Source organism: Streptomyces sp. NPDC030840 (assembly GCF_055572015.1).
The window spans coordinates 83,101-100,980 of record NZ_JBVIEE010000012.1 but is presented as its reverse complement, the minus strand read 5'-3'; the positions used below and the strand labels follow the sequence as shown (position 1 = coordinate 100,980).

Below are 17,880 nucleotides of genomic sequence, written 5' to 3'. Positions count from 1 at the left end.
GTTCCTTACGCGGTGAGGGCGGGCTGCTTCAGCAACTGGGCGCGATACCGGGCGGCGCCCTTCGCCGCTGCCTGGCCGCCGAGCGCGATGACGCCGGTCAGCCGGCCGGCGGTGTGATAGCCGACGACGACGTCACTCTCCGGGGTGCCGTCGAGGACACGGACGTCGTCGAGGCCGAGGACGGGTGCTCCGAAGGACTGGAGCCGGAACTCGTGCTGGTCGCTCCAGAAGGTGGGCAGCGGGGCGAAGGGCGCCAACTCCACTTCCACACCGGCGAGATGAGCGACGAGCGCCTTCGCGGCGTGCTTGGCGGTGTCGGTCGGGATCGACCAGTGCTCGACACGGCGGGGTACTCCGTCGTAGCGGGCGTTGGGGAACCGGGCGACATCGCCGACGGCGACCACCTCCGGCCGTCCGCCGGCCCGCAGCTGCCCGCAGGTGAGAACTCCGTCCGACAGGTCGAGGCCGTTGCCCTCCAGCCATTCGACGTTGGCGGCCGAGCCGACCGACTCGACCACCACGTCGGCGGGCAGCACGGTGCCGTCACCGAGGACGACCCCGGTCACCTCCGAGTCCCCCTCGAACCCGGCCACTTCGGTACCGAGCCGGAAGCGCACCCCGCGCTCCTCGTGGCGCTTCAGCAGCGCCCGGCCGAGCAGTTCGCCGAGCGGTGCGACCATCGGCAGGGGCAGCGGATCGACGACGGTCACCTCCCGCACGCCGAGTCCTACGGCGGTGGCGGCGACCTCACACCCGATGAATCCGGCACCCACCACGACCACCCGCGCATCGGGGCGGGTGAGTTCTTCCCGCAGTCCCTGGGCGTCGGCGAGGGTGCGGACCGTGTGACGGCCGGCGAGCGGGCCGGGGCAGCGCAGGCGCCGGGGGCGCATGCCGGTGGCGACGACGAGGCCGTCGTAGGAGAGGGTCGAGCCGTCGTCGAGTGCCACGGTCCGCTCGTCGAGCCGGGCAGAGACGACCTTCGTGCCGAGCCGCCACTGCACGTCGGCGGCAGCCGCCTTCGGAGTGAGGGCGAGCGACTCGAAGGAGGCCCTGCCGGACAGGACGTCCTTGGAGAGGGGAGGCCGGTTGTAGGGCATGTGGGGTTCGTCGCCGACGACGGTGACGGCCCCGGTCCAGCCCGCCGCACGCAGTTGCTCGGCGGCCCGCAGGCCACCCATCGAGCCGCCCGCGACGACTATGCGTCCGGTCATGGGGTTCAGTCCTCGATCCGGATGGCCTGCAGCGGGCAGACGTCGGCGGCCTCCTCGACCTCGTCGCGCAGCGCGTCGTCGGGGTCGGAGACGTACGCCAGATGCCCGCCTTCGTCCATGGAGAAGACGTCGGGAGCCGCGAAGACGCACTGGCCGTGGTCCTGGCACTTGTTCATGTCGACGACGACCTTCATGGCCGGCCCTCCAAGTCGTTTGGCTTCAAATAAGGTAGGCATGCCCCACCCTCTGGTCAATACCTATCCGGATGGATAAATTCTTGGCCCGAGCCTCTTGCAGGGAGGGCGCACCCTCCATACCGTTTGACATCAAATGACTGCCGGGCTCTCGGTCCGGAGATGTCCCGACAGCCGCCCGAGGAGACAACGGTGAGCGCTCAAGACCTGTCAGAAGTCCGCCGCCACGTGGAGCGGCTGACCGCCGACGGCATCGACGTGGTGCGGGTGATGTATCCCGACCTCATCGGCACGGACCGGGCCCGGGACGTCCTGGTCGAGGCGCTGCCCCGGGCCATGGAGCACGGGCTCGCCTTCTGCCGGGCGGTCTACCACACCAGCCCGCAGGGCGACGTGGTGCCGGTCAGCGGCGGGCTGGACGCAGGACTGCCGGACATCGCCATACGACCGGACCTGGCCACCTGCGTGCCGCTGCCCTGGGAGCCCGGGGTGGCGGCCTGTCTCGGCGACGTCGTCGACCCGGCCACCGGGGCGCCTGCGCCCGAATCACCGCGGGACCTGCTGCGGGCGGTGCTCACGCGGTGTTCGGAGCACGGCCTGAGCCCGGTCGTCGGACCGGAGCTGGAGTACTTCCTGTGCGAGCCGGACCCGGCCGGCGGCCGGCGCCGGTACGGGCGGGACCCCGGGGCTGTCTACACGGCCGGGCTGCGGGCCGACCCGGAGAACCATCTGCTGCGCACCCTGCGGCACGTCCGTGATCTCGGCATCGGCGTGCTGGGCGGCAACCACGAGTTCGACGGCGGACAGTTCGAGATCAACCTGCTCCACTCCGACGCCCTCTCCGCCGCCGACCGGTCGTTCCGTTTCAAGGCCGCCGTCAAGGAACTGGCGCGGGCGGAGGGCAAGTTGGCCACCTTCATGGCCAAGCCGTTCAACGACGCCGGTGGTTCCGGTTTCCACCTGCACCTGTCCTGCGAGGACACCGAGGGGCGCAACGCCTTCGACGACCCCGCCGGGATGTACGGTCTCTCCGCCACCGCCCGGCACGCGGTCGCCGGAGTCCTCGCCCACGCGCCCGCCCTGGCCGCACTGCTCAACCCGACGGTGAACTCCTACAAACGCTTCGGCCCCGACACCCTCGCCCCCTGGCTCGTCGACTGGGGCATGGACAACCGCAGCGCGATGGTCCGCATCCCGCCCGAGCGCGGCTCCGGCGCCCGGCTGGAACTGCGCCTCGGGGACGCCAGCGCCAACCCCTACCTGGCCATCGCCGCCACCACCGCCGCCGCGCTCCTGGGCGTCCTCGCCGGGGAGGAACCCCCCGCCCCACTGGAGGGCTACGGCTACGACACCGCCGGGGCGGCCGTGCTGCCGAGGGATCTGCCCGCCGCACTCGACGCCCTGGAGGCCGACACCGCTCTGGTCGAGGTGCTCGGCAAGGACTTCACCAGTTCCTACCTCAGCTACAAGCGCAACGAGGTCGAACGCTTCCAACGGCACGTCACCGACTGGGAGTTCACCGAGTACGCCTACCACTTGTGAAAGGCCCCGCGATGACCACAGCCGCCTCCGCCTCCGTCCCCGCTCGCGCCCCTGTCGAGGCGATGCGTCTCGCCGACGTCGACCTCGCGAACCTCGACAACTTCACCGACGGGGTCACCCCCTGGCGGATGTTCCACACTCTGCGCCACGAGGATCCGGTGCACTGGCAGCCGGAGGATGCCCCCAACTCCGGTTTCTGGGCGGTGACCCGGCACGCGGACATCGCCCGCGTCGACCGGGACGCGGAGACCTTCACCTCCACCAGGTTCGTCAACCTGGAGGAGGTCGACGAGGACCAGATCCGCAAGCGCGCCTCGATCCTGGAGCTGGACGGGGTCCGCCACCGGGCCCTGCGCAGCGTCATCCAGCGTCAGTTCGGCGCCGGGGTCATCAACAGCTACACCGACTTCCTGCGCGGTCTGACCGCGCGGACGCTGGACGCGGCCCTGGCGAAGGGCACGTTCGACTTCGTCAAGGAGGTCTCCGCGGACTTCCCCATCAACGTGCTGGCCCGTCTCCTCGACGTACCGCCGCAGGACAACCAGCAGCTCATCGACTGGGGCAACCGGATCATCGGCAACACCGACCCCGACTACGCGGACGTACTCCTGCACAGCGAGGAGAGCGAGAAGTACCGCGATCTGCCGTTCCGCTCCCCCGCCTCGCTGGAGGTCTTCGAGTACGGCCGGGAGCTGGCCCGGCAGCGGCGCGGCGGCGACGGCACCGACCTGGTGTCCAAGCTGGTCAACACCACCCCGCGCGACGGCATCCCGCTGTCGGAGCAGGACTTCGACAACTACTTCCTGCTCCTGGTGGTGGCCGGCAACGAGACCACCCGGCACACCATCTCCCACTCCATGCTGGCCCTGCTCCAGCACCCCGAGCAGCTGGCGAAGCTCAAGGACGAGCCGTCCCTGATCCCCACGGCGGTCGAGGAGTTCCTGCGCTGGGCCTCCCCCGTCTACCACTTCCGGCGCACCGCGACCCGGGACGTCGAACTGGGCGGCAAACGGATCAAGGAGGGCGACAAGGTCGTCATGTGGTACGCCTCCGGCAACCGCGACGAGGATGTCTTCGGCAACCCCTACGACTTCGACGTCACCCGGCAGCACAACGACCACGTCACCTTCGGCAAGGGCAGCCCCCACCTCTGCCTGGGCAACCTCCTCGCCCGCACCGAGATCCGCATCATGTTCGAGGAGCTCATCCCGAGGATCGCCGACATCCGACTGACCGGCGACGTACCGCGCGTCCGTTCCAACTTCGTCAACGGCATCAAGAAGCTCCCGGTCGAGGTCACGCTCGCCTGACAGCACGCTCAAGCTGCCGGTCGGGCCGACGCCGGCCCGCGGCACAGCTGGAACGGGACGCCGAAGGGACGGCAGTGGTCCGGTCCGGGTCATTCGGCATCGCCCATGCGGCGGAGGGGGCGGCTGCCGGTCCCGGCTCCGCCCCGGGGGCCCGGGCCGCCGCCGAGCTCCTCTCACGTGCTCCTGCGACGGCGTCATGCGCCGTGCTGCCTCTGCCCGCGCCTGCCGTGCCGTCACGCGGTCCGGACCAGTACCTCGGGCCGGTAGCGGAGTCGCGGACCGGTGCGGTCGATTCCCGGCATGCGAGGGAAGCCGGGATCGGCCAGCAGCACCGTTCGGTCTGCCGGTCGGACCGGCACAAGCGGCAGAGGCGGCGCGGACGCGTCAGGCGACGGCGGTCCCTTCGAGCTCGACCATCTGGCCCGGGATCGCCAGCCGTGTCACCCCGAGCATCGTGGTGGTCGGTGCCACTCCGGCGGCGCCCAACCGCGACGCCAGCACGCCGTAGTGAGGGAACAGCAGATCGACGTCGGTGGTGTAGACATTGAGCCGGACGAGGTTCGCGAGGGACATGCCGGCCTCGCCGAGCACGGCCTCCAGGTTGTCGAGGCTCAGCGCCAGCTGTGCGGCCATGTCACCGTCGTGCTGCGGCTTGCCTTCGCCGCTCATCGCGGTCTGTCCGGAGCAGTACAGGGTCCGGGTGTGCCCGGCGACGATCTCACCCTGGTTGAATCCCATCTCCACGGACCAGGTCACCGGGTTGACTGCCGTTCGTTCCACTGCCACATCAGCTCCATGCGATTCGTTGGGAGTACGGACGTCCACCGGCGGCCGGCCGCCATCCATGACGTCGATGTTCACGAGCCTCCCAACAAAACACGACACCCTTGGTCATGTATTCGATAAGGTCCGCGTATGCGCGCCGATCGGCTGGTCTCACTGGTGCTGCTGCTGCGTCAGCGCGGTCGGTTGACCGCGGACACACTGGCCCGCGAGCTCGAGGTGTCCACCCGTACCGTGCTGCGCGACATCGAGGCGCTGTCCGCCGCCGGCGTCCCGGTCTACGCCGAACGCGGTCGGCACGGCGGGTTCGCGTTGTTGCCCGGTTTCAGGACGGAGCTGACCGGACTGAACCAGGACGAGGCCCTTGCCTTGCTGACCGCCGGATCGGGCCGCGGCGAGCAGGCATTCGGCCTCGGCTCGGCGCTCGCATCGGCCATGCGCAAGGTGGTTGACGCGCTACCCGAAAGCCATCAGGCCACCACGAGTGACGCGGCCCAGCGGTTTCTCGTCGAGCCGGAGACGGACCTGCTCTCGCGCCGGCCGGCCACCGAGGAGGTGCCCGGAACGACAATGACCGAGATCCGGCGGTCGGTGCTCGCCGGACACAAACTGCGCATCCACTACGCGGCCACGGACCAGGCACCGCAGTGGCGAACGGTGGACCCGATCGGCCTGGTCACGGTGCGCGACCGGGGCTACCTGCTGGCCACGAGATCCGGCGCGGACCGCACCTACCGGCTGTCGCGGGTGCTGGCCGCCGAGGAACTCCCCGAACCGGCACAGCGACCGATCGCCGTCGATCTGGACCGGGTCTGGCGGGAACGGTGCGCGCAGTTCCTGTCCGACGGCCATATCGCCGTGCTGGTTCGGGTGAACCCCGAGCGGCGGGAGGACCTGCTGAGCACCGTGGTGGCCGTCCGCGCCACGGAACCCGACGCAGACGGCTGGCCGCGGCTGGAGGTGACGTTCCAGGATCTGCGACACGCCGAGTGGGCGCTGTGGCAACTCGGCACGGATGCGGAAGCCCTGGCCCCGGCGTCGCTGCGCACTGCTCTTGGCGACCGCGCCGCCGCGATGGCCAGTCGCTACGAGGGCACGGTCCTCGACGCGGACGGCAACGAGCGACAGTGACCAGCGCGTTCGTAACACGCCCTGGTCTCAGTCACCCATACCGGCTCGACCGGCCTGTGCCGGTCGAGTGCGCACGTGGCCAGTCGGGCCGGCTACGGGTGCTCAGTCGGCTCCGGTCAGAAGTCGTCCGCGGTCCTCATGCGGTCACGGATCCAGACGCCCGCGGGCTTGAGGGAGGACGTGCCGGTCCACGGACCGTTGCTGTTGCAGGTTCCCGACTTGAAGACGGCGCCCGTGCGGTGGTCGTCGGAGAAGTTCCAGTTGACCCAGCTGATCTTCTTGGCCGCCAGCAGGTCGAGGTAGCGCTGTGACATGGCGAAGTCGTTGCTGCCCTCGCCCGCGTAGTTCTGGGTACCGAACTCGGTGACGAAGACGGGGATGCGGTCGGCGGCCCGGGTGAGGGTCTGCAGGTACTCGTCCCGGTGCGAGTACGCGTAGAAGTGGAACGTGTACATGATGTTGGCCGCGTTCACCGGGTTGTTGACCACCTCGGACTCGTTCGCGCCGTCCGAGACGCCGAGCGAGGACCAGGCGCGGGTGCCGACCAGGACGGGGGTGTCCGGGTCCTTCGCCCTGATCACCGGGATGAGCTGCTCGGCGTAGCTCTTGATGCGGGACCAGCTCACACCGCTGGGTTCGTTCGCGATCTCGTACAGCAGGTTGTTCTTGTCGCGGTGGCGCTGGGCGATCTCGGTGAAGAACGTTCTGGCGCGGGCGAGGTTGTGGTGCGGGTCGCCCGGGTCGAGCATGTGCCAGTCGACGATGACGTACATGCCGCGGGCCGTGGCCTGCTCGATGGCGGAGTGGACCAGGTCGGTGAAGCGGCGCGGGTCGGTCTCGTAACCTCCTTCCTGGATGTACATGGAGACGCGCAGTACGTCCGCCTTCCAGTCGGAGGCGAGCGCGTCGAGTGAGCCGTTGGTGACGCACTGGCTGTACCACTGCAGGCCGTGCGTACTCATGCCGCGGAGCTGGATCGGCTTTCCTTGCTGGTTGCAGAGCTTGGTGCCGCAGACCTTCAGCTGTCCGTTGGCGGCGACCGGTGTGGCCGCTGCCGGGGCCGCGGCCGCCGGCCCCGGCATGGGGGCCGGCGGGCCGGCGTGTGCCGCTCCTGGGTTCGAGAGGAGGCCGAGGAGGAGCAGCGCGGCGACGAGCAGAACCAATCGTGCCGGTCTCATGGGGGATCTCCTGGCAGTCGTTGGAGAAGGGTTGGCACCGACGGGGGCGCCGGTCGGGGCCCGATGAGCCGTCGGCTGGAAGGAAACTTTCCTAACAGAAAGGGAATTAGCAGTTGGTACGGACCTTTGCAAGGGGTGCGGCAAGGGTGTCTTTGGCGGTGGGGACACGCGGGACGTGACGCCTTGTCCCACGGTCACGAGATCAGCCGGGCCGGGTCACCCGCCCCCGTGCCGCCAGGAAAGACGGAGGGCGCGGACTGTGCGGACCGGCCGCGCAGGGCACTGGGGAGACGCCTGCAACGCGACGACCATAGGTCCAATCCGACCGCGGCGCCCCGTCGCCCGGCATACACAGACGGGACGGGGGCCGGCCACAAGGAAGTCCTCCATGTTTCCGCCCTGGGTCCCGATCGCCCCTGAGCGGTCCCCGACCCGACCCGGAAAAGCCCCTGACAGGCACACCACATGGTCGACAGTGCGCCTAACGTGACGATGGTGCCCCGGCCGGGTCCGCATGCCTGACACAACCGCTCTCTTCATGGGGAGGATCCATGCCGTTACGGGGCAGATCCGTACTGCGGCGCGTCGCCGCGCGGGGCACGGCCATGGCCGTGGGAGCCACCGTGGCCGTCATCACCGGCCTCGCCGCCGCTCCCGCGGCCCACGCGTCGCCGTCCGCCACAGGAAGCCTGCGCTGGGCACCGTGTGACGACCCGGCACCAGGAGCCGAGTGCGCCACTCTTTCGGTACCGGTCGACTGGGCCCAGCCGGACGGGCCGACACTCGACCTGGCGGTGGCCCGCCGCAAGGCCACCGAGCCCGGCGCACGCGTCGGCTCGATGGTGTTCGGCCCCGGCGGGCCGGGCGACTCGGGTGTGGGGATGGTGGTGGACCACATCAGCCGGTTCAGCCCTGAGGTCCGCCGCAGGTTCGACATCGTCAGCTTCGACCCACGCGGCGTGGGCGGCAGCAACCCGGTGACCTGCTCCCGCGACCTGCTTGCCGAGCGGCCGTCAGCGGAGTTGAAGAGCCAGGCGGACTTCGACGCCACCATGGCGTACAACAGGCGGCTCCGTGCCGACTGCCGGGCCCGTACCGGCCCGGTGTTCGACCACCTTGACACCGCCCAGACGGTCCGGGACGTGGACGCCCTCCGGGCCGCTCTCGGCGAGCGGAGACTGACCTTCCACGGCAGCTCGTACGGCACGCTGCTCGGGGCACAGTACGCCGAGACCTACCCGCGCCGCGTGCGCGCGATGGTGCTGGAGAGCGTCATGGACCACAGTGTCCCGACCACCCGCCGCTTCCTGCGGTCCGGGGCGGCCGCGGCAGAGGATTCGTTCCAGGAGTTCGTGAAGTGGTGCGACGGTGCCGCGGACTGCGCGCTGAACGGCCGCGACGTCCGCGCCGTCTGGCAGGGCCTGTTGGCCCGGGCCGGGCGCGGCGAGCTGGAGGACCCGGGCAAGCCGGGCACCTCGCTGTCTTCTTCGGACCTGGTGAACAAGATCGCGTTCCGGAGGTTCTACCAGGTCGACTACGCGGGTCTGGCCACGGCGATCGCGGGGATGGACGCGAGCAAGCCGCTGCCCGCGTCGCCCACCTCGATAGCTCCGCTGCCTCCCGCCACCTCGGTCTTCTGCTCGGACTGGCGCCTGCCGGTGCGCGACTACCAGGACTACGCCTCGCTCGTCGCCATGATGAAGGCGACCGCGCCTGACCTGCCTTACCTGCTGCCGATACAGATGGTGGCGGCGTGTCTGGGCGCGCCGACCGCCAATCCGCAGCACCGCCTGGACGCCCACGGTGCCCCGCCGATCCTGGTGGCCAACGCGCTGCACGACCCCGCCACCGGCTACCCGTGGGCGGTCTCGGTGGCCCGGCAGCTCGGCCGCAGCGGCGTGCTCCTCACCTACGAGGGCCACGGCCACGGCAGCGTCACCAGCGGCCCGTGTATGGAGGACGCCGTGGACAGCTACCTCACCGACCTGGCAGTCCCCCCACGGGGCACCCGATGCCCCGCCGTGCCGTCCTGACAGCTTGCCGATCCGGATCCGCCTGGCGGCGGACCCGGTAGCAAGATGATCGCGACGCGCACGCAACTCGTGGACAACTAAGCCAAGTTGCTGTGCCGTGCGCGGTCGCCGCGAGGGTGCCAGGCTGTTCGCCACACGCCGAGGTGCAGGACTGCCGCGAGCGCGAGGTCCTTTTGGCGGGGTCGCATCGGCCGGCGGTGCAACCGCCAGGTACAGGGTGACGGAAGCTTCCAGCCGCTCCAGGCGAACAACGAGCCTGAGCCGAGCCGGCCAAGCGCCCATCGGGCCCCACCGAGGGGTTCGTGCGGGACGGCCTCTGACGGCAGCCCGGGGGGGGCGCCGGACACCATCAACGCCCGCAGCGCGAACTCCGGACCCACGTACCAGGTGACGTCCCGCTCGCCGCGGTGTGCGACACCCCCGCGGTTCCGCCCGCCGCCCAGTACAGCCGGTACAGCCGGATGAGACCGATTGCGGCAGCGATCACAGCCGTCCACGGCAGCCCGCTGAGCACAACGGCGAAGTGAGAACGGGCTAAGGCAACAACGGGACGAGGAACCCCCGTCCCGGCCCAAGCGCGGAAGGCGAACGGCGCCACCGGTATGCGCTCCCCCAGGGCCGCACCAGCGGGAGCGCCACCGCTCCGCCCCTTGGCCTGTGGCTCGTTCTCACCTGCCCCGGCTCCCTTCCGCCGGCAGCGTCGCCAGCCCCTGCGCCTCAGCGGGTCCGGTAGCGCGCGTAGATCAGTCCACTGCGGAAGGAACGCTCCTCGACCAGCTCCAGATCGAGGCGTACGCCGTCGGGGAAGAACCGCTTGCCGCCTCCGACCACGCTCGTTGTGATGAACAGGTGATACTCGTCCACCAGGCCGGCCGCGATCGCCTGGGCCGCGAGGTTCGGGCCGTCGACGGTGAGGTCGTGATCAGCCTCGGCCTTGAGCTTGCGCACCGCGTTCGGGTCGAAGGTCCGCTCGATCCTGGTCTTCGCGCTGGACACGGACTCAAGCGTCGTGGAGTACACGATCTTCTCCGCGGCCTGCCAGTCGCGGGCGAACTGCAGGATGTGCGGCGGCTGGCCGGGCTCGGTGTGCGCGGTCTCCCAGTAGGCCATCGTCTCGTACATTCGTCGGCCGTAGAGGTACGTGCCGACGGGACGGAAGAGGTCGTTGATGAAGGTATGCACCTCCTGGTCGTCGGCCCCGGTGCCGAGGTCGCCCTCCGCCGCCTCGGCATAACCGTCGAGCGAGGTGATCATCGAGTAGATGAGCTTTGCCATGCGTCTCCTTCGGGTACGTGCGGCGGTCTGCCGGCGGCCCGCAGACTGTGACCTCCGCACGACCCGGAACTCATCGACTCTTGGACGGGATCACGGCCCAGGGGGCGTCGGACACGTCCCTGCGGTACGGACGACGAACACCAATGCTCTCTTGAGCACGCACCTGAGGTTCCGCTCACCTGGCGACGTGGACCTGACCCGCCGTCATCAGGTGTCTTCCGGCTCCAGCTCGAAAGTGAAATAGATGCTCAGTGTGTAGGGCTGGTCTTCGTCGTGCGCGAAATCCCATGAGACATCCACCAGGAAGACGTTGTGTTTCGCCACCCAGTCATGGGCTTTACCGAAGGCTTCCGCGGCAGTGGTGGCGGGGAACAGTTTCCTGGCCATGGGATGCACCTGACTCTCGGCATCCGCGTCGTCGAAACCCTCCGGTACATCCAGGCAGAGGCCGGGATCGTGGTCCATGGGCTGAGTCCTTTCCCGCCGGTACCGCCAGGAGGCTGATCATCTGAACACCGCGCCCGGTAAGACCGCAGCGCACCCCGGGTGGTTGCTTCCGGCGACCACGCGCCTATTGACGGAGCAACCCGCTGCCGGTGGAACGCAGCGCGCGGACGGCCGGGAGGCCGGGAGGCCGGAAGACCGGAAGACCGGAAGACCGGAAGACCGGAAGACCGGAAGACCGGAAGACCGGAAGACCGGAAGACCGGAAGACCGGAAGACCGGAATAGCCCGTTGCGGCGGTTTGTACCGGGCCCCGCCCAGCAGAGCGATCCCGTAATTGGAGTGGCGGAATCGGGTCGGTGCGGCGGGGCGCGGATGATCAGGCCAAGAGGTAGCCGTGGCAGTCCGATGGTGTGCCTGGCCAGGTGCGGGATGCGTTCCGTGGCGTGCGGTGCGCGGAGGGCGCTGGAGGCACGCCGGCCTGCTGCGGCAGGCAGGGTGATCGACAAGGCGGCCGCGCCCGCCCTTCAGCAGGCGGGCGCGGCCACGCGTCAGCCCGCTTTCCTCTGCTCCTTCAGTTCCCTGACGCTGGCCGTCAGGGTGCCTTCCTGCTGCTCGTAGTGGGAGAGAGCGACACCGAGCCCGAAGAAGGTGGGCGCCCACTCACCGACGAAGATGCCCCACCGGTCGGCGCGGGCCAGACCGGTACCGGGCTCCATCCTCAGGCTCGTCACCCAGGTGGCGACGGACAGGCCGATGGAGGCCAGGGCGGCGGTGTAGGCGTGTTCGCTGCGGATGCCCATGTCGTGGAGCCTCTTGATGACCATGAGGGTGCTCCATCCAGAGTCGAGGGAGAGGAATATCCGGACGAAGTACCCGAAACCCGTACTTCTAACCGGCACCGCCGAAGCCGCCGCAGCGACCTCCGCAGCGCCTCCGCTGGACGGCGTGGTGCGCGTGGGCCGAGGGCGTCCACCACAAGATCCGGCTCGGGCAGGTCCACTCCTGCGTCGGGGCCTTACGGGCGTCCGCCCCGGACGGCACGAAGGAACTGACCGCGCTCGCGGAGGGGCTGCCCGAACCGACGGAGTCGGGGGCCGGTGCTGCGGGACTGCCGCCGATTTGGCGTGCGGGATCGTCAAGGTCACCCGCGGCGCCGGCGACCCGGCCGCCACGCCCTCGATGGTGTTCAAGTCCGCCGAAACCGAGCAGGCACGCCGGCGGGAGGCCACCCCGCCCCGCCTCCTCGTCCTCGTCCTCATCCTCGTCCGAAGCAGCGCCCGCTTCGCAAACGGCCGTCTCATCGAACGACCAGAAGTGACCCGCGCCTCAACTCACCCACAAGTCTTGGTCATTACCCGTCCGGCGGCGCCTAAATGACCTTTAGGGTAGGGCTACGGCCCGCGGGTGACGCTCAGTTACCAACCGTTCCGCCGATGGAGAACGTTCCGCCGATGGAGGCTGACACCGCATGCACGAGCACAAGACCTTCGTCGAACTCATGGGTGCGAGGGCAGCCGAGCACAGTGACCGGACCTCCCTGATCTTCAGTGTGGATCCACTCCGCGCCGAGACCGACGAGACCGTGACATACGGGGAGCTCGACCGGGCAGCCCGCCGGATCGCCGCGCTGTTGCAGGAACGGTTCACCGTCGGCGACCGCCTGCTGGTACTGCATCCCTCCGGCCCGGGGTTCGCGCGGTCCCTCCTGGGTTGCATGTACGCGGGCATGGTCCCGGTGCCCGCGCCGCCGCCCGACGGCCATCAGCGGCGGCAGGCCGGCCGGCTCGCCGCGATCGCCCGGGACGCGGGAGTGGCCGGCGCCCTGGCCGACGGTTCGGACCTGGAGGCCCTCGCGTCCTGGGCCAAGGAGCAGGACCTCCGGGACATGACCCTGCTCGCACCCCACTCCGCCTCGGACGAGCTGCCCGCGGCGAGCCGGTGGCGGCCGCCTCCGGCCGACCCGAACGCTCTGGCCCTCCTCCAGTACACCTCAGGGTCCACCGCCGAGCCCAAGGGCGTCATGGTCGACCATGCCAACCTGCTGGCCAACGCCGAGATCCTTGCGAGGATCTCCGGCATGAGCGCCGACGGCCCGGTGGGCGGCTGGCTGCCGCTGTACCACGACTTCGGGCTCATCGGGCTGCTGCTCACGCCCCTCGTCCTGGGCGGTCGCAGCGTGCTGATGCCGCCGGCCGCCTTCCTCAAGCGCCCGCACACGTGGCTGACGCTGATCGACCGGCACGGCATCGACTTCTCTCCCGCTCCGAACTTCGCCTACGACCTGTGCATCCAGAGGATCACCGACGAGCAGCTGGCCCGGCTGGACCTCTCGCGCTGGCGGTGTGCGGTCAACGGCGCCGAGCCCGTCCAGGCAGCAACCGTCGAGGCGTTCACCCGGCGGTTCGCAGCCGCCGGGCTGCGACCCGAGGCGATGCTCCCCGGCTACGGCATGGCCGAGACGACCCTGGTCGTCTCCGGCGACCGGCCTGCCCGCCCCGCCCTGATCACCGAGGTGGACGCTGCCGCGTTCGAGCGCGGCGAGCTGCTGCCCCCGGCACCCGGCGCGCCCGTGCACCGCATCGTCAGCAGCGGCCCCGCCGAGCACCTCGACGTCCGGATCATCGACGCCGACGCGGGCCGGACGCTGCCGGACGGCCGGGTCGGCGAGATCTGGGTGCGCGGGCCGAACGTCGCCCGGGGCTACTGGGGACGCCCCGCGGAGACCCGGCGCGTCTTCGACGCCGTCACACCCGACGGGGAGAGCGGCTTCCTGCGCACCGGGGACCTGGGCATCCTGCACGAGGGGGAGCTGTACGTCACGGGCCGCCGCAAGGAGCTGATCATCGTCCGCGGCCGCAACCTCTACCCGCAGGATCTGGAGGCGGCGACGCGGGAGGCCCACCCGGCTCTGGAACGCGGCGTCGGGGCGGCGTTCTCGGTCCCGGTGCCCGAGGAGGAGGTCGTGGTCGTCCGCGAGTGCCGGGCCGACCCGGGCGCGCCGGAGGAGCTGGCCCGCGTCGCCGCGAGTGTCCGCGACCGCCTCGCCCGGGATGTCGGGGTGCCCGCCCAGAACGTGGTGCTCGTGCCTCCCGGAACGGTGGCGCGGACCACCAGTGGCAAGATCCAGCGTCGGCTGCTGCGCCAGAGATTCCTCGGCGGGGAGCTTCCGGTGCTGCACGCGGAGCTGTCGCCGGCCGTGCGCGTCCGGCTGGGTGACGCGGCGGGGGGTGACGCCTCGTGACGGTGACCGACCTGTTGATCGACACCGGCCGGGTCGACCTCGACGGCTTCGACCGGGCGCTCGGCGATCCCGCCGACCCCGCGGCGCCCCTCTCCTTCGCCCGCAGCGCCGAGCTGGACCGCGGCGAGCGGTTCCCCGCCGACATGTGCCGGGAGCTCGACCGGATGGGGCTGCCGCGCCTGTACGTGCCGGCCGGGTTCGGCGGGGCGCTGGCCCGCTACGACGAGCTCCTCGCGGCGCTGCGGGCGGTGGCGCGCCGCGACCTGACGGTCGCGATCGGGCACGGCAAGACGTTCCTCGGCGGCGTCTGCGTGTGGCTGGCGGGCCGTCCGGAGCAGGCGCGCGAGCTCGGCGCCGACATCATCGCCGGGGCGCCGGTGTCGTGGGGCCTGACCGAGCGCGGCCACGGCAGTGACCTGCTCGCCGGCGAGATGACCGCCACGCCGGAGCCCGGCGGCTTCCGCGTGCACGGCGAGAAGTGGCTGATCAACAACGCCACCCGCGCCGCGCTGCTCTGCCTTCTCGTGCGCACCCGGCCGGAGGGCGGGCCGCGCGGCTTCAGCCTGCTGCTGGCCGACAAACGGCGGCTCCCGGCGGACCGCTGGCGGCCACTGCCCAAGGTGCCCACGCACGGCATCCGCGGCGCCGACATCAGCGGGATCGCGCTGGACGACTGCCCGTTCCCGGCCGACGCGCTGATCGGCGAGCAGGGCGCCGGGCTGGAGATCGTGCTCAAGGCGTTGCAGCTGACCAGGACCGCGGTGACGGCCCTGTCGCTCGGCGCCGCCGACCAGGCGGTGCGGCTGGCCGAGGAGTTCGCCGCGGAGCGCGAGCTCTACGGCCGCCGGCTGATCGAGCTGCCGCACGTACGCCGCGTGCTCGGAGAGGCGTACGCGACGCTCTACGCCGCCGAGGTCGTGAGCGTGCTGGCGGCCCGCAGCGTGCACACCCTGCCGGAGGAGATGACCGTCATCTCCGCGGTGGCCAAGTCGTACGTGCCGACCCGCGTCGACGAGCTGATCGCCGCCTGCGGCGAGGTGCTGGGCGCCCGCGCGTTCCTCACCGAGGTCCACGAGCACGGCGCGTTCCAGAAGCTGGAGCGCGACCACCGGGTGATCGGCATCTTCGACGGGAGCACCTTCGTCAACCAGCACGCCCTGATCAACCACTTCCCGGTCCTGGCCCGCAGGCATCGGGAGGGCACCGCCGACGAGGAGGCCGTCGCCCGTGCCGCCGACCTGTCGGCCCCGCCGCCCCCGGCCCGGCTCGACCGGCTGAGCCTGCTGGCGCGCGGCGGGTGCAGCCTCACGCAGAGCCTGCACACCGCGAGCGGTGAACTGCGTGCGCTGGCGTCCGCGGGCCAGGCGCCCGCACGCGTGGCCGAGCTCGCCGAGGAGCTGTCCAGCAGCTGCGACCGGCTCCATCACGAGCTGGCGCTGAGCCCGCCCGCCTCTCAGGACGTACAACCGGAGGCCTTCGCGTTGGCGCGACGCTACGAGCAGTGCTTCGCGGGCGCGGCCGCCCTCAGGGTGTGGCTGCACAACCGCACGCCCGGCGAGGACCCGCTGTGGCTGGAGGCCGTCCTCACCCACGTACTGCGGTCGCTGCGCCCGCCGGGACGGCCTGCCGGCGGCGAGGTGTTCGACCGGCTCTTCGACGCCCGTGCGGCCGGCCGTCCCGCCGCTCCCCCGACCTCGGTGGTCATATCATGATCGACAAGACCGGGTCGCGTGACGCCCACGCCGGCACCACGCGGCCGGACGACGGTCCTGCGGCCACGTCCGTCGAAGACCCTGCGGCCATCTCCATCGACGACCTCGAACGCCGGTTCGGCGACCCCTGGGATGCGGGCAATCCGACCGGTCACGCCGCGGTGCTGGCCGCCGACGAGGCGGGCGAGATGCTCGCCTCGGGCGAGCACCTGCTGGACGGCTACCGGTTGAACGCCGAATTCGTCCCACCCGAGCTGGGCGGGCGGCTCACCCGGCTCGACCACCTCATCGAAGTGATGCGGGTGGTCTTCCGGCACGACCCGTGCCTGGGCCTCGGATACGGAGCCAGCAGCCTCATCCCCGCGGTCAACGTCTGGACCGCGGGCGACGCGCGGCAGCGCCGAAGGATGGCCGAGGTACTGCTGGCCGGCGGCCGAGCCGTCTCCGGCTACCACGAGCTGGCGCACGGCAACGACTTCGCGCGGGCCGAGTTCTCGGCGCTGCCGGGCGACGACGGGCGGCTACGGCTCAGCGGGCGCAAGGAAGTGATCGCCAATGCCCTGCGCGCCGAGGCCATGGTGCTCTTCGCGCGCACGTCGACCGCTCCGGGCAGCCGGAGCCACTCGCAACTGTTCGTCGAGAAGGCGGACCTCCCCGCGGGCGCGCCGGTCCACCTGCCGCGCTTCCACAGCGCGGGAATGCGCGGGGTCCAGCTCGGCGGGCTGGAGTTCCGGGACTGCCCGGTCCCGGCGGACGCGGTACTGGGGGCGCCCGGGCTGGGCATGGAGACGGCGCTGCGCTCCTTCCAGGTCACCCGCACCGCGCTGCCCGCGATGACCCTGGGCATCCTGGAGACCGGCCTGGAGGTCACCGCCCGGTTCGCGGACGAGCGCGTCCTGTACGGGCGGTCGCTGGCCGAAACGCCACACATCCGCTCGATCCTCGCCGACGCCTTCACCGACCTGCTGATCTGCGACTGCCTGGCCACCGTGACCGCGCGCTCGGTGCATCTGCTCCCCGGCGAGACCAGCCTGTACGCCTCGGCCGCCAAGTACTTCGTGGCCACCCTCCTCATGGACGCCATGGACGCGCTGTCGCGGGTGCTGGGCGCTCAGTTCTACATCCGCGACGGCGGCTACGGGATCTTCCAGAAGCACCTGCGCGACCTGGCGCCGGCGGGCTTCGGCCACACCGCGCGCGTGGCCTGCCTCAGCACGGTGCTTCCCCAGCTCCCCCGGCTGGCCCGCAAGGGGTGGCTGGACGACGCCCAGCCCCCCGCCGGGGTGTTCCGCCTCGGCGCTGACCTGCCGCCGCTGCCCTTCGAGCGGCTGTCGGTCAGCTCGGGCGGGCGTGACAGCCTCAGCGCCTCGCTCGCGGCGGCCCTCGGTTCCCGTGAACTCGACGGCGAGCTGCGCCGCCTGGCTCTCGTCATCGCGGACGAGCAGGCCGACGTCCGGCGCGCATGCGCCGCACTGCCCCCGGGGGACCTCACCGTCGCCGCCCGGCCCGAGGCGCTGCGGCTGGCGGCGCGTTACGCCGCGGTGCTCGCGGCGATCGCCTGCGTGAACATCTGGCTCCACGGCCAGGAACGGCACGACGCGTTCCTCAGCGATCCCGGCTGGGCGGTCGCGGCGCTGGGCCGGATCGCCGAACGGGTGGGCCGCGACCCCGGGCAGCGGCCCCGGCACGTCACCGAACGGCTGTCGGCGGAGGTCCTTGCCCGGCACCGCGACCGCCGCGGGTTCGGACTGTCGAACCGGCGCCCGCATGGATAGCGCCGCCGTCGTGGAGGAGGCCGCGATCGATGACAAGGAGAATGC

The 17,880-nt window shown here is 71.0% G+C and carries 14 protein-coding genes and 1 pseudogene; 8 read left to right on the top strand and 7 right to left on the bottom strand.

The window, feature by feature from the left end; genetic code table 11:
- Positions 1-5: 5 nt before the first annotated feature.
- Entirely contained in the window at positions 6-1,214 is a 1,209-nt protein-coding gene (locus ACZ49J_RS25210) for an NAD(P)/FAD-dependent oxidoreductase (protein ID WP_467451736.1), read from the bottom strand.
- Between the two features lie 5 nt (positions 1,215-1,219).
- The gene (locus ACZ49J_RS25205; protein WP_467451737.1) at positions 1,220-1,408 is read right to left on the bottom strand and encodes a ferredoxin; all 189 of its coding nucleotides are present in this window, start codon (positions 1,406-1,408) and stop codon (positions 1,220-1,222) included.
- A 192-nt stretch (positions 1,409-1,600) separates the two neighbouring features.
- Here ACZ49J_RS25205 and ACZ49J_RS25200 point away from each other — a divergent pair, with 192 nt between their 5' ends.
- Entirely contained in the window at positions 1,601-2,950 is a 1,350-nt protein-coding gene (locus ACZ49J_RS25200; RefSeq protein WP_467451738.1) for a glutamine synthetase family protein, read from the top strand.
- An 11-nt stretch (positions 2,951-2,961) separates the two neighbouring features.
- Positions 2,962-4,260 (top strand): cytochrome P450, encoded by a 1,299-nt coding sequence (locus ACZ49J_RS25195; RefSeq protein WP_467451739.1) that lies wholly within the window; start codon positions 2,962-2,964, stop codon positions 4,258-4,260.
- 384 nt (positions 4,261-4,644) lie between these two features.
- Here the strand turns inward: ACZ49J_RS25195 and ACZ49J_RS25190 are convergent, their stop codons facing one another.
- Positions 4,645-5,040 carry a RidA family protein gene (locus ACZ49J_RS25190; RefSeq protein WP_467451740.1) on the bottom strand — a complete coding sequence of 132 codons (396 nt, stop codon included), beginning with the start codon at positions 5,038-5,040 and terminating at the stop codon, positions 4,645-4,647.
- Positions 5,041-5,175: 135 nt separating this feature from the next.
- On the opposite strand from ACZ49J_RS25190, the gene ACZ49J_RS25185 reads away from it, so the two are divergent.
- Complete coding sequence (locus ACZ49J_RS25185; protein ID WP_467451741.1) at positions 5,176-6,174, top strand: helix-turn-helix transcriptional regulator; 999 nt, start codon at positions 5,176-5,178, stop codon at positions 6,172-6,174.
- 116 nt (positions 6,175-6,290) lie between these two features.
- Here the strand turns inward: ACZ49J_RS25185 and ACZ49J_RS25180 are convergent, their stop codons facing one another.
- On the bottom strand, positions 6,291-7,352 hold the full coding sequence (locus ACZ49J_RS25180; RefSeq protein WP_467451742.1) for a glycoside hydrolase family 5 protein: 1,062 nt from the start codon (positions 7,350-7,352) through the stop codon (positions 6,291-6,293).
- Positions 7,353-7,903: 551 nt separating this feature from the next.
- Here ACZ49J_RS25180 and ACZ49J_RS25175 point away from each other — a divergent pair.
- Positions 7,904-9,385: an alpha/beta hydrolase gene (locus ACZ49J_RS25175; protein WP_467451743.1), complete on the top strand. Its 1,482-nt coding sequence runs from the start codon at positions 7,904-7,906 to the stop codon at positions 9,383-9,385.
- A 717-nt stretch (positions 9,386-10,102) separates the two neighbouring features.
- On the opposite strand, the gene ACZ49J_RS25170 is transcribed toward ACZ49J_RS25175, so the two are convergent.
- The 3 genes from ACZ49J_RS25170 to ACZ49J_RS25160 form a co-directional block, all read right to left on the bottom strand.
- A complete protein-coding gene (locus ACZ49J_RS25170; protein WP_467451744.1) occupies positions 10,103-10,660 on the bottom strand; it encodes a dihydrofolate reductase family protein in 558 nt (185 codons plus the stop codon).
- Between the two features lie 207 nt (positions 10,661-10,867).
- Complete coding sequence (locus ACZ49J_RS25165; protein ID WP_467451745.1) at positions 10,868-11,125, bottom strand: hypothetical protein; 258 nt, start codon at positions 11,123-11,125, stop codon at positions 10,868-10,870.
- Between the two features lie 530 nt (positions 11,126-11,655).
- On the bottom strand, positions 11,656-11,931 hold the full coding sequence (locus tag ACZ49J_RS25160; RefSeq protein WP_467451746.1) for a hypothetical protein: 276 nt from the start codon (positions 11,929-11,931) through the stop codon (positions 11,656-11,658).
- 131 nt (positions 11,932-12,062) lie between these two features.
- Here ACZ49J_RS25160 and ACZ49J_RS25155 point away from each other — a divergent pair.
- The 4 genes and pseudogenes from ACZ49J_RS25155 to ACZ49J_RS25140 all read left to right on the top strand — a co-directional run.
- A pseudogene (locus ACZ49J_RS25155) lies at positions 12,063-12,240 on the top strand (IS256 family transposase); the annotation flags it as partial.
- Positions 12,241-12,575: 335 nt separating this feature from the next.
- Positions 12,576-14,348, top strand: coding sequence for a fatty acyl-AMP ligase (locus ACZ49J_RS25150; RefSeq protein WP_467451747.1), 1,773 nt, complete (start codon positions 12,576-12,578; stop codon positions 14,346-14,348).
- Positions 14,345-16,060 (top strand): acyl-CoA dehydrogenase family protein, encoded by a 1,716-nt coding sequence (locus ACZ49J_RS25145; protein ID WP_467451748.1) that lies wholly within the window; start codon positions 14,345-14,347, stop codon positions 16,058-16,060. Before ACZ49J_RS25150 ends, ACZ49J_RS25145 begins: the two co-directional genes overlap by 4 nt.
- Positions 16,057-17,835 carry an acyl-CoA dehydrogenase gene (locus tag ACZ49J_RS25140; RefSeq protein WP_467451749.1) on the top strand — a complete coding sequence of 593 codons (1,779 nt, stop codon included), beginning with the start codon at positions 16,057-16,059 and terminating at the stop codon, positions 17,833-17,835. Before ACZ49J_RS25145 ends, ACZ49J_RS25140 begins: the two co-directional genes overlap by 4 nt.
- Positions 17,836-17,880 lie beyond the last annotated feature (45 nt).

Coding starts and splice junctions, on each gene's coding strand:
- ACZ49J_RS25205 (WP_467451737.1), bottom strand. CDS start 1,408: ATGAAGGTCGTCGTCGACATGAACAAGTGCCAGGACCACGGCCAGTGC.
- ACZ49J_RS25210 (WP_467451736.1), bottom strand. CDS start 1,214: ATGACCGGACGCATAGTCGTCGCGGGCGGCTCGATGGGTGGCCTGCGG.
- ACZ49J_RS25160 (WP_467451746.1), bottom strand. CDS start 11,931: ATGGTCATCAAGAGGCTCCACGACATGGGCATCCGCAGCGAACACGCC.
- ACZ49J_RS25140 (WP_467451749.1), top strand. CDS start 16,057: ATGATCGACAAGACCGGGTCGCGTGACGCCCACGCCGGCACCACGCGG.
- ACZ49J_RS25165 (WP_467451745.1), bottom strand. CDS start 11,125: ATGGACCACGATCCCGGCCTCTGCCTGGATGTACCGGAGGGTTTCGAC.
- ACZ49J_RS25150 (WP_467451747.1), top strand. CDS start 12,576: ATGCACGAGCACAAGACCTTCGTCGAACTCATGGGTGCGAGGGCAGCC.
- ACZ49J_RS25180 (WP_467451742.1), bottom strand. CDS start 7,352: ATGAGACCGGCACGATTGGTTCTGCTCGTCGCCGCGCTGCTCCTCCTC.
- ACZ49J_RS25175 (WP_467451743.1), top strand. CDS start 7,904: ATGCCGTTACGGGGCAGATCCGTACTGCGGCGCGTCGCCGCGCGGGGC.
- ACZ49J_RS25185 (WP_467451741.1), top strand. CDS start 5,176: ATGCGCGCCGATCGGCTGGTCTCACTGGTGCTGCTGCTGCGTCAGCGC.
- ACZ49J_RS25195 (WP_467451739.1), top strand. CDS start 2,962: ATGACCACAGCCGCCTCCGCCTCCGTCCCCGCTCGCGCCCCTGTCGAG.
- ACZ49J_RS25170 (WP_467451744.1), bottom strand. CDS start 10,660: ATGGCAAAGCTCATCTACTCGATGATCACCTCGCTCGACGGTTATGCC.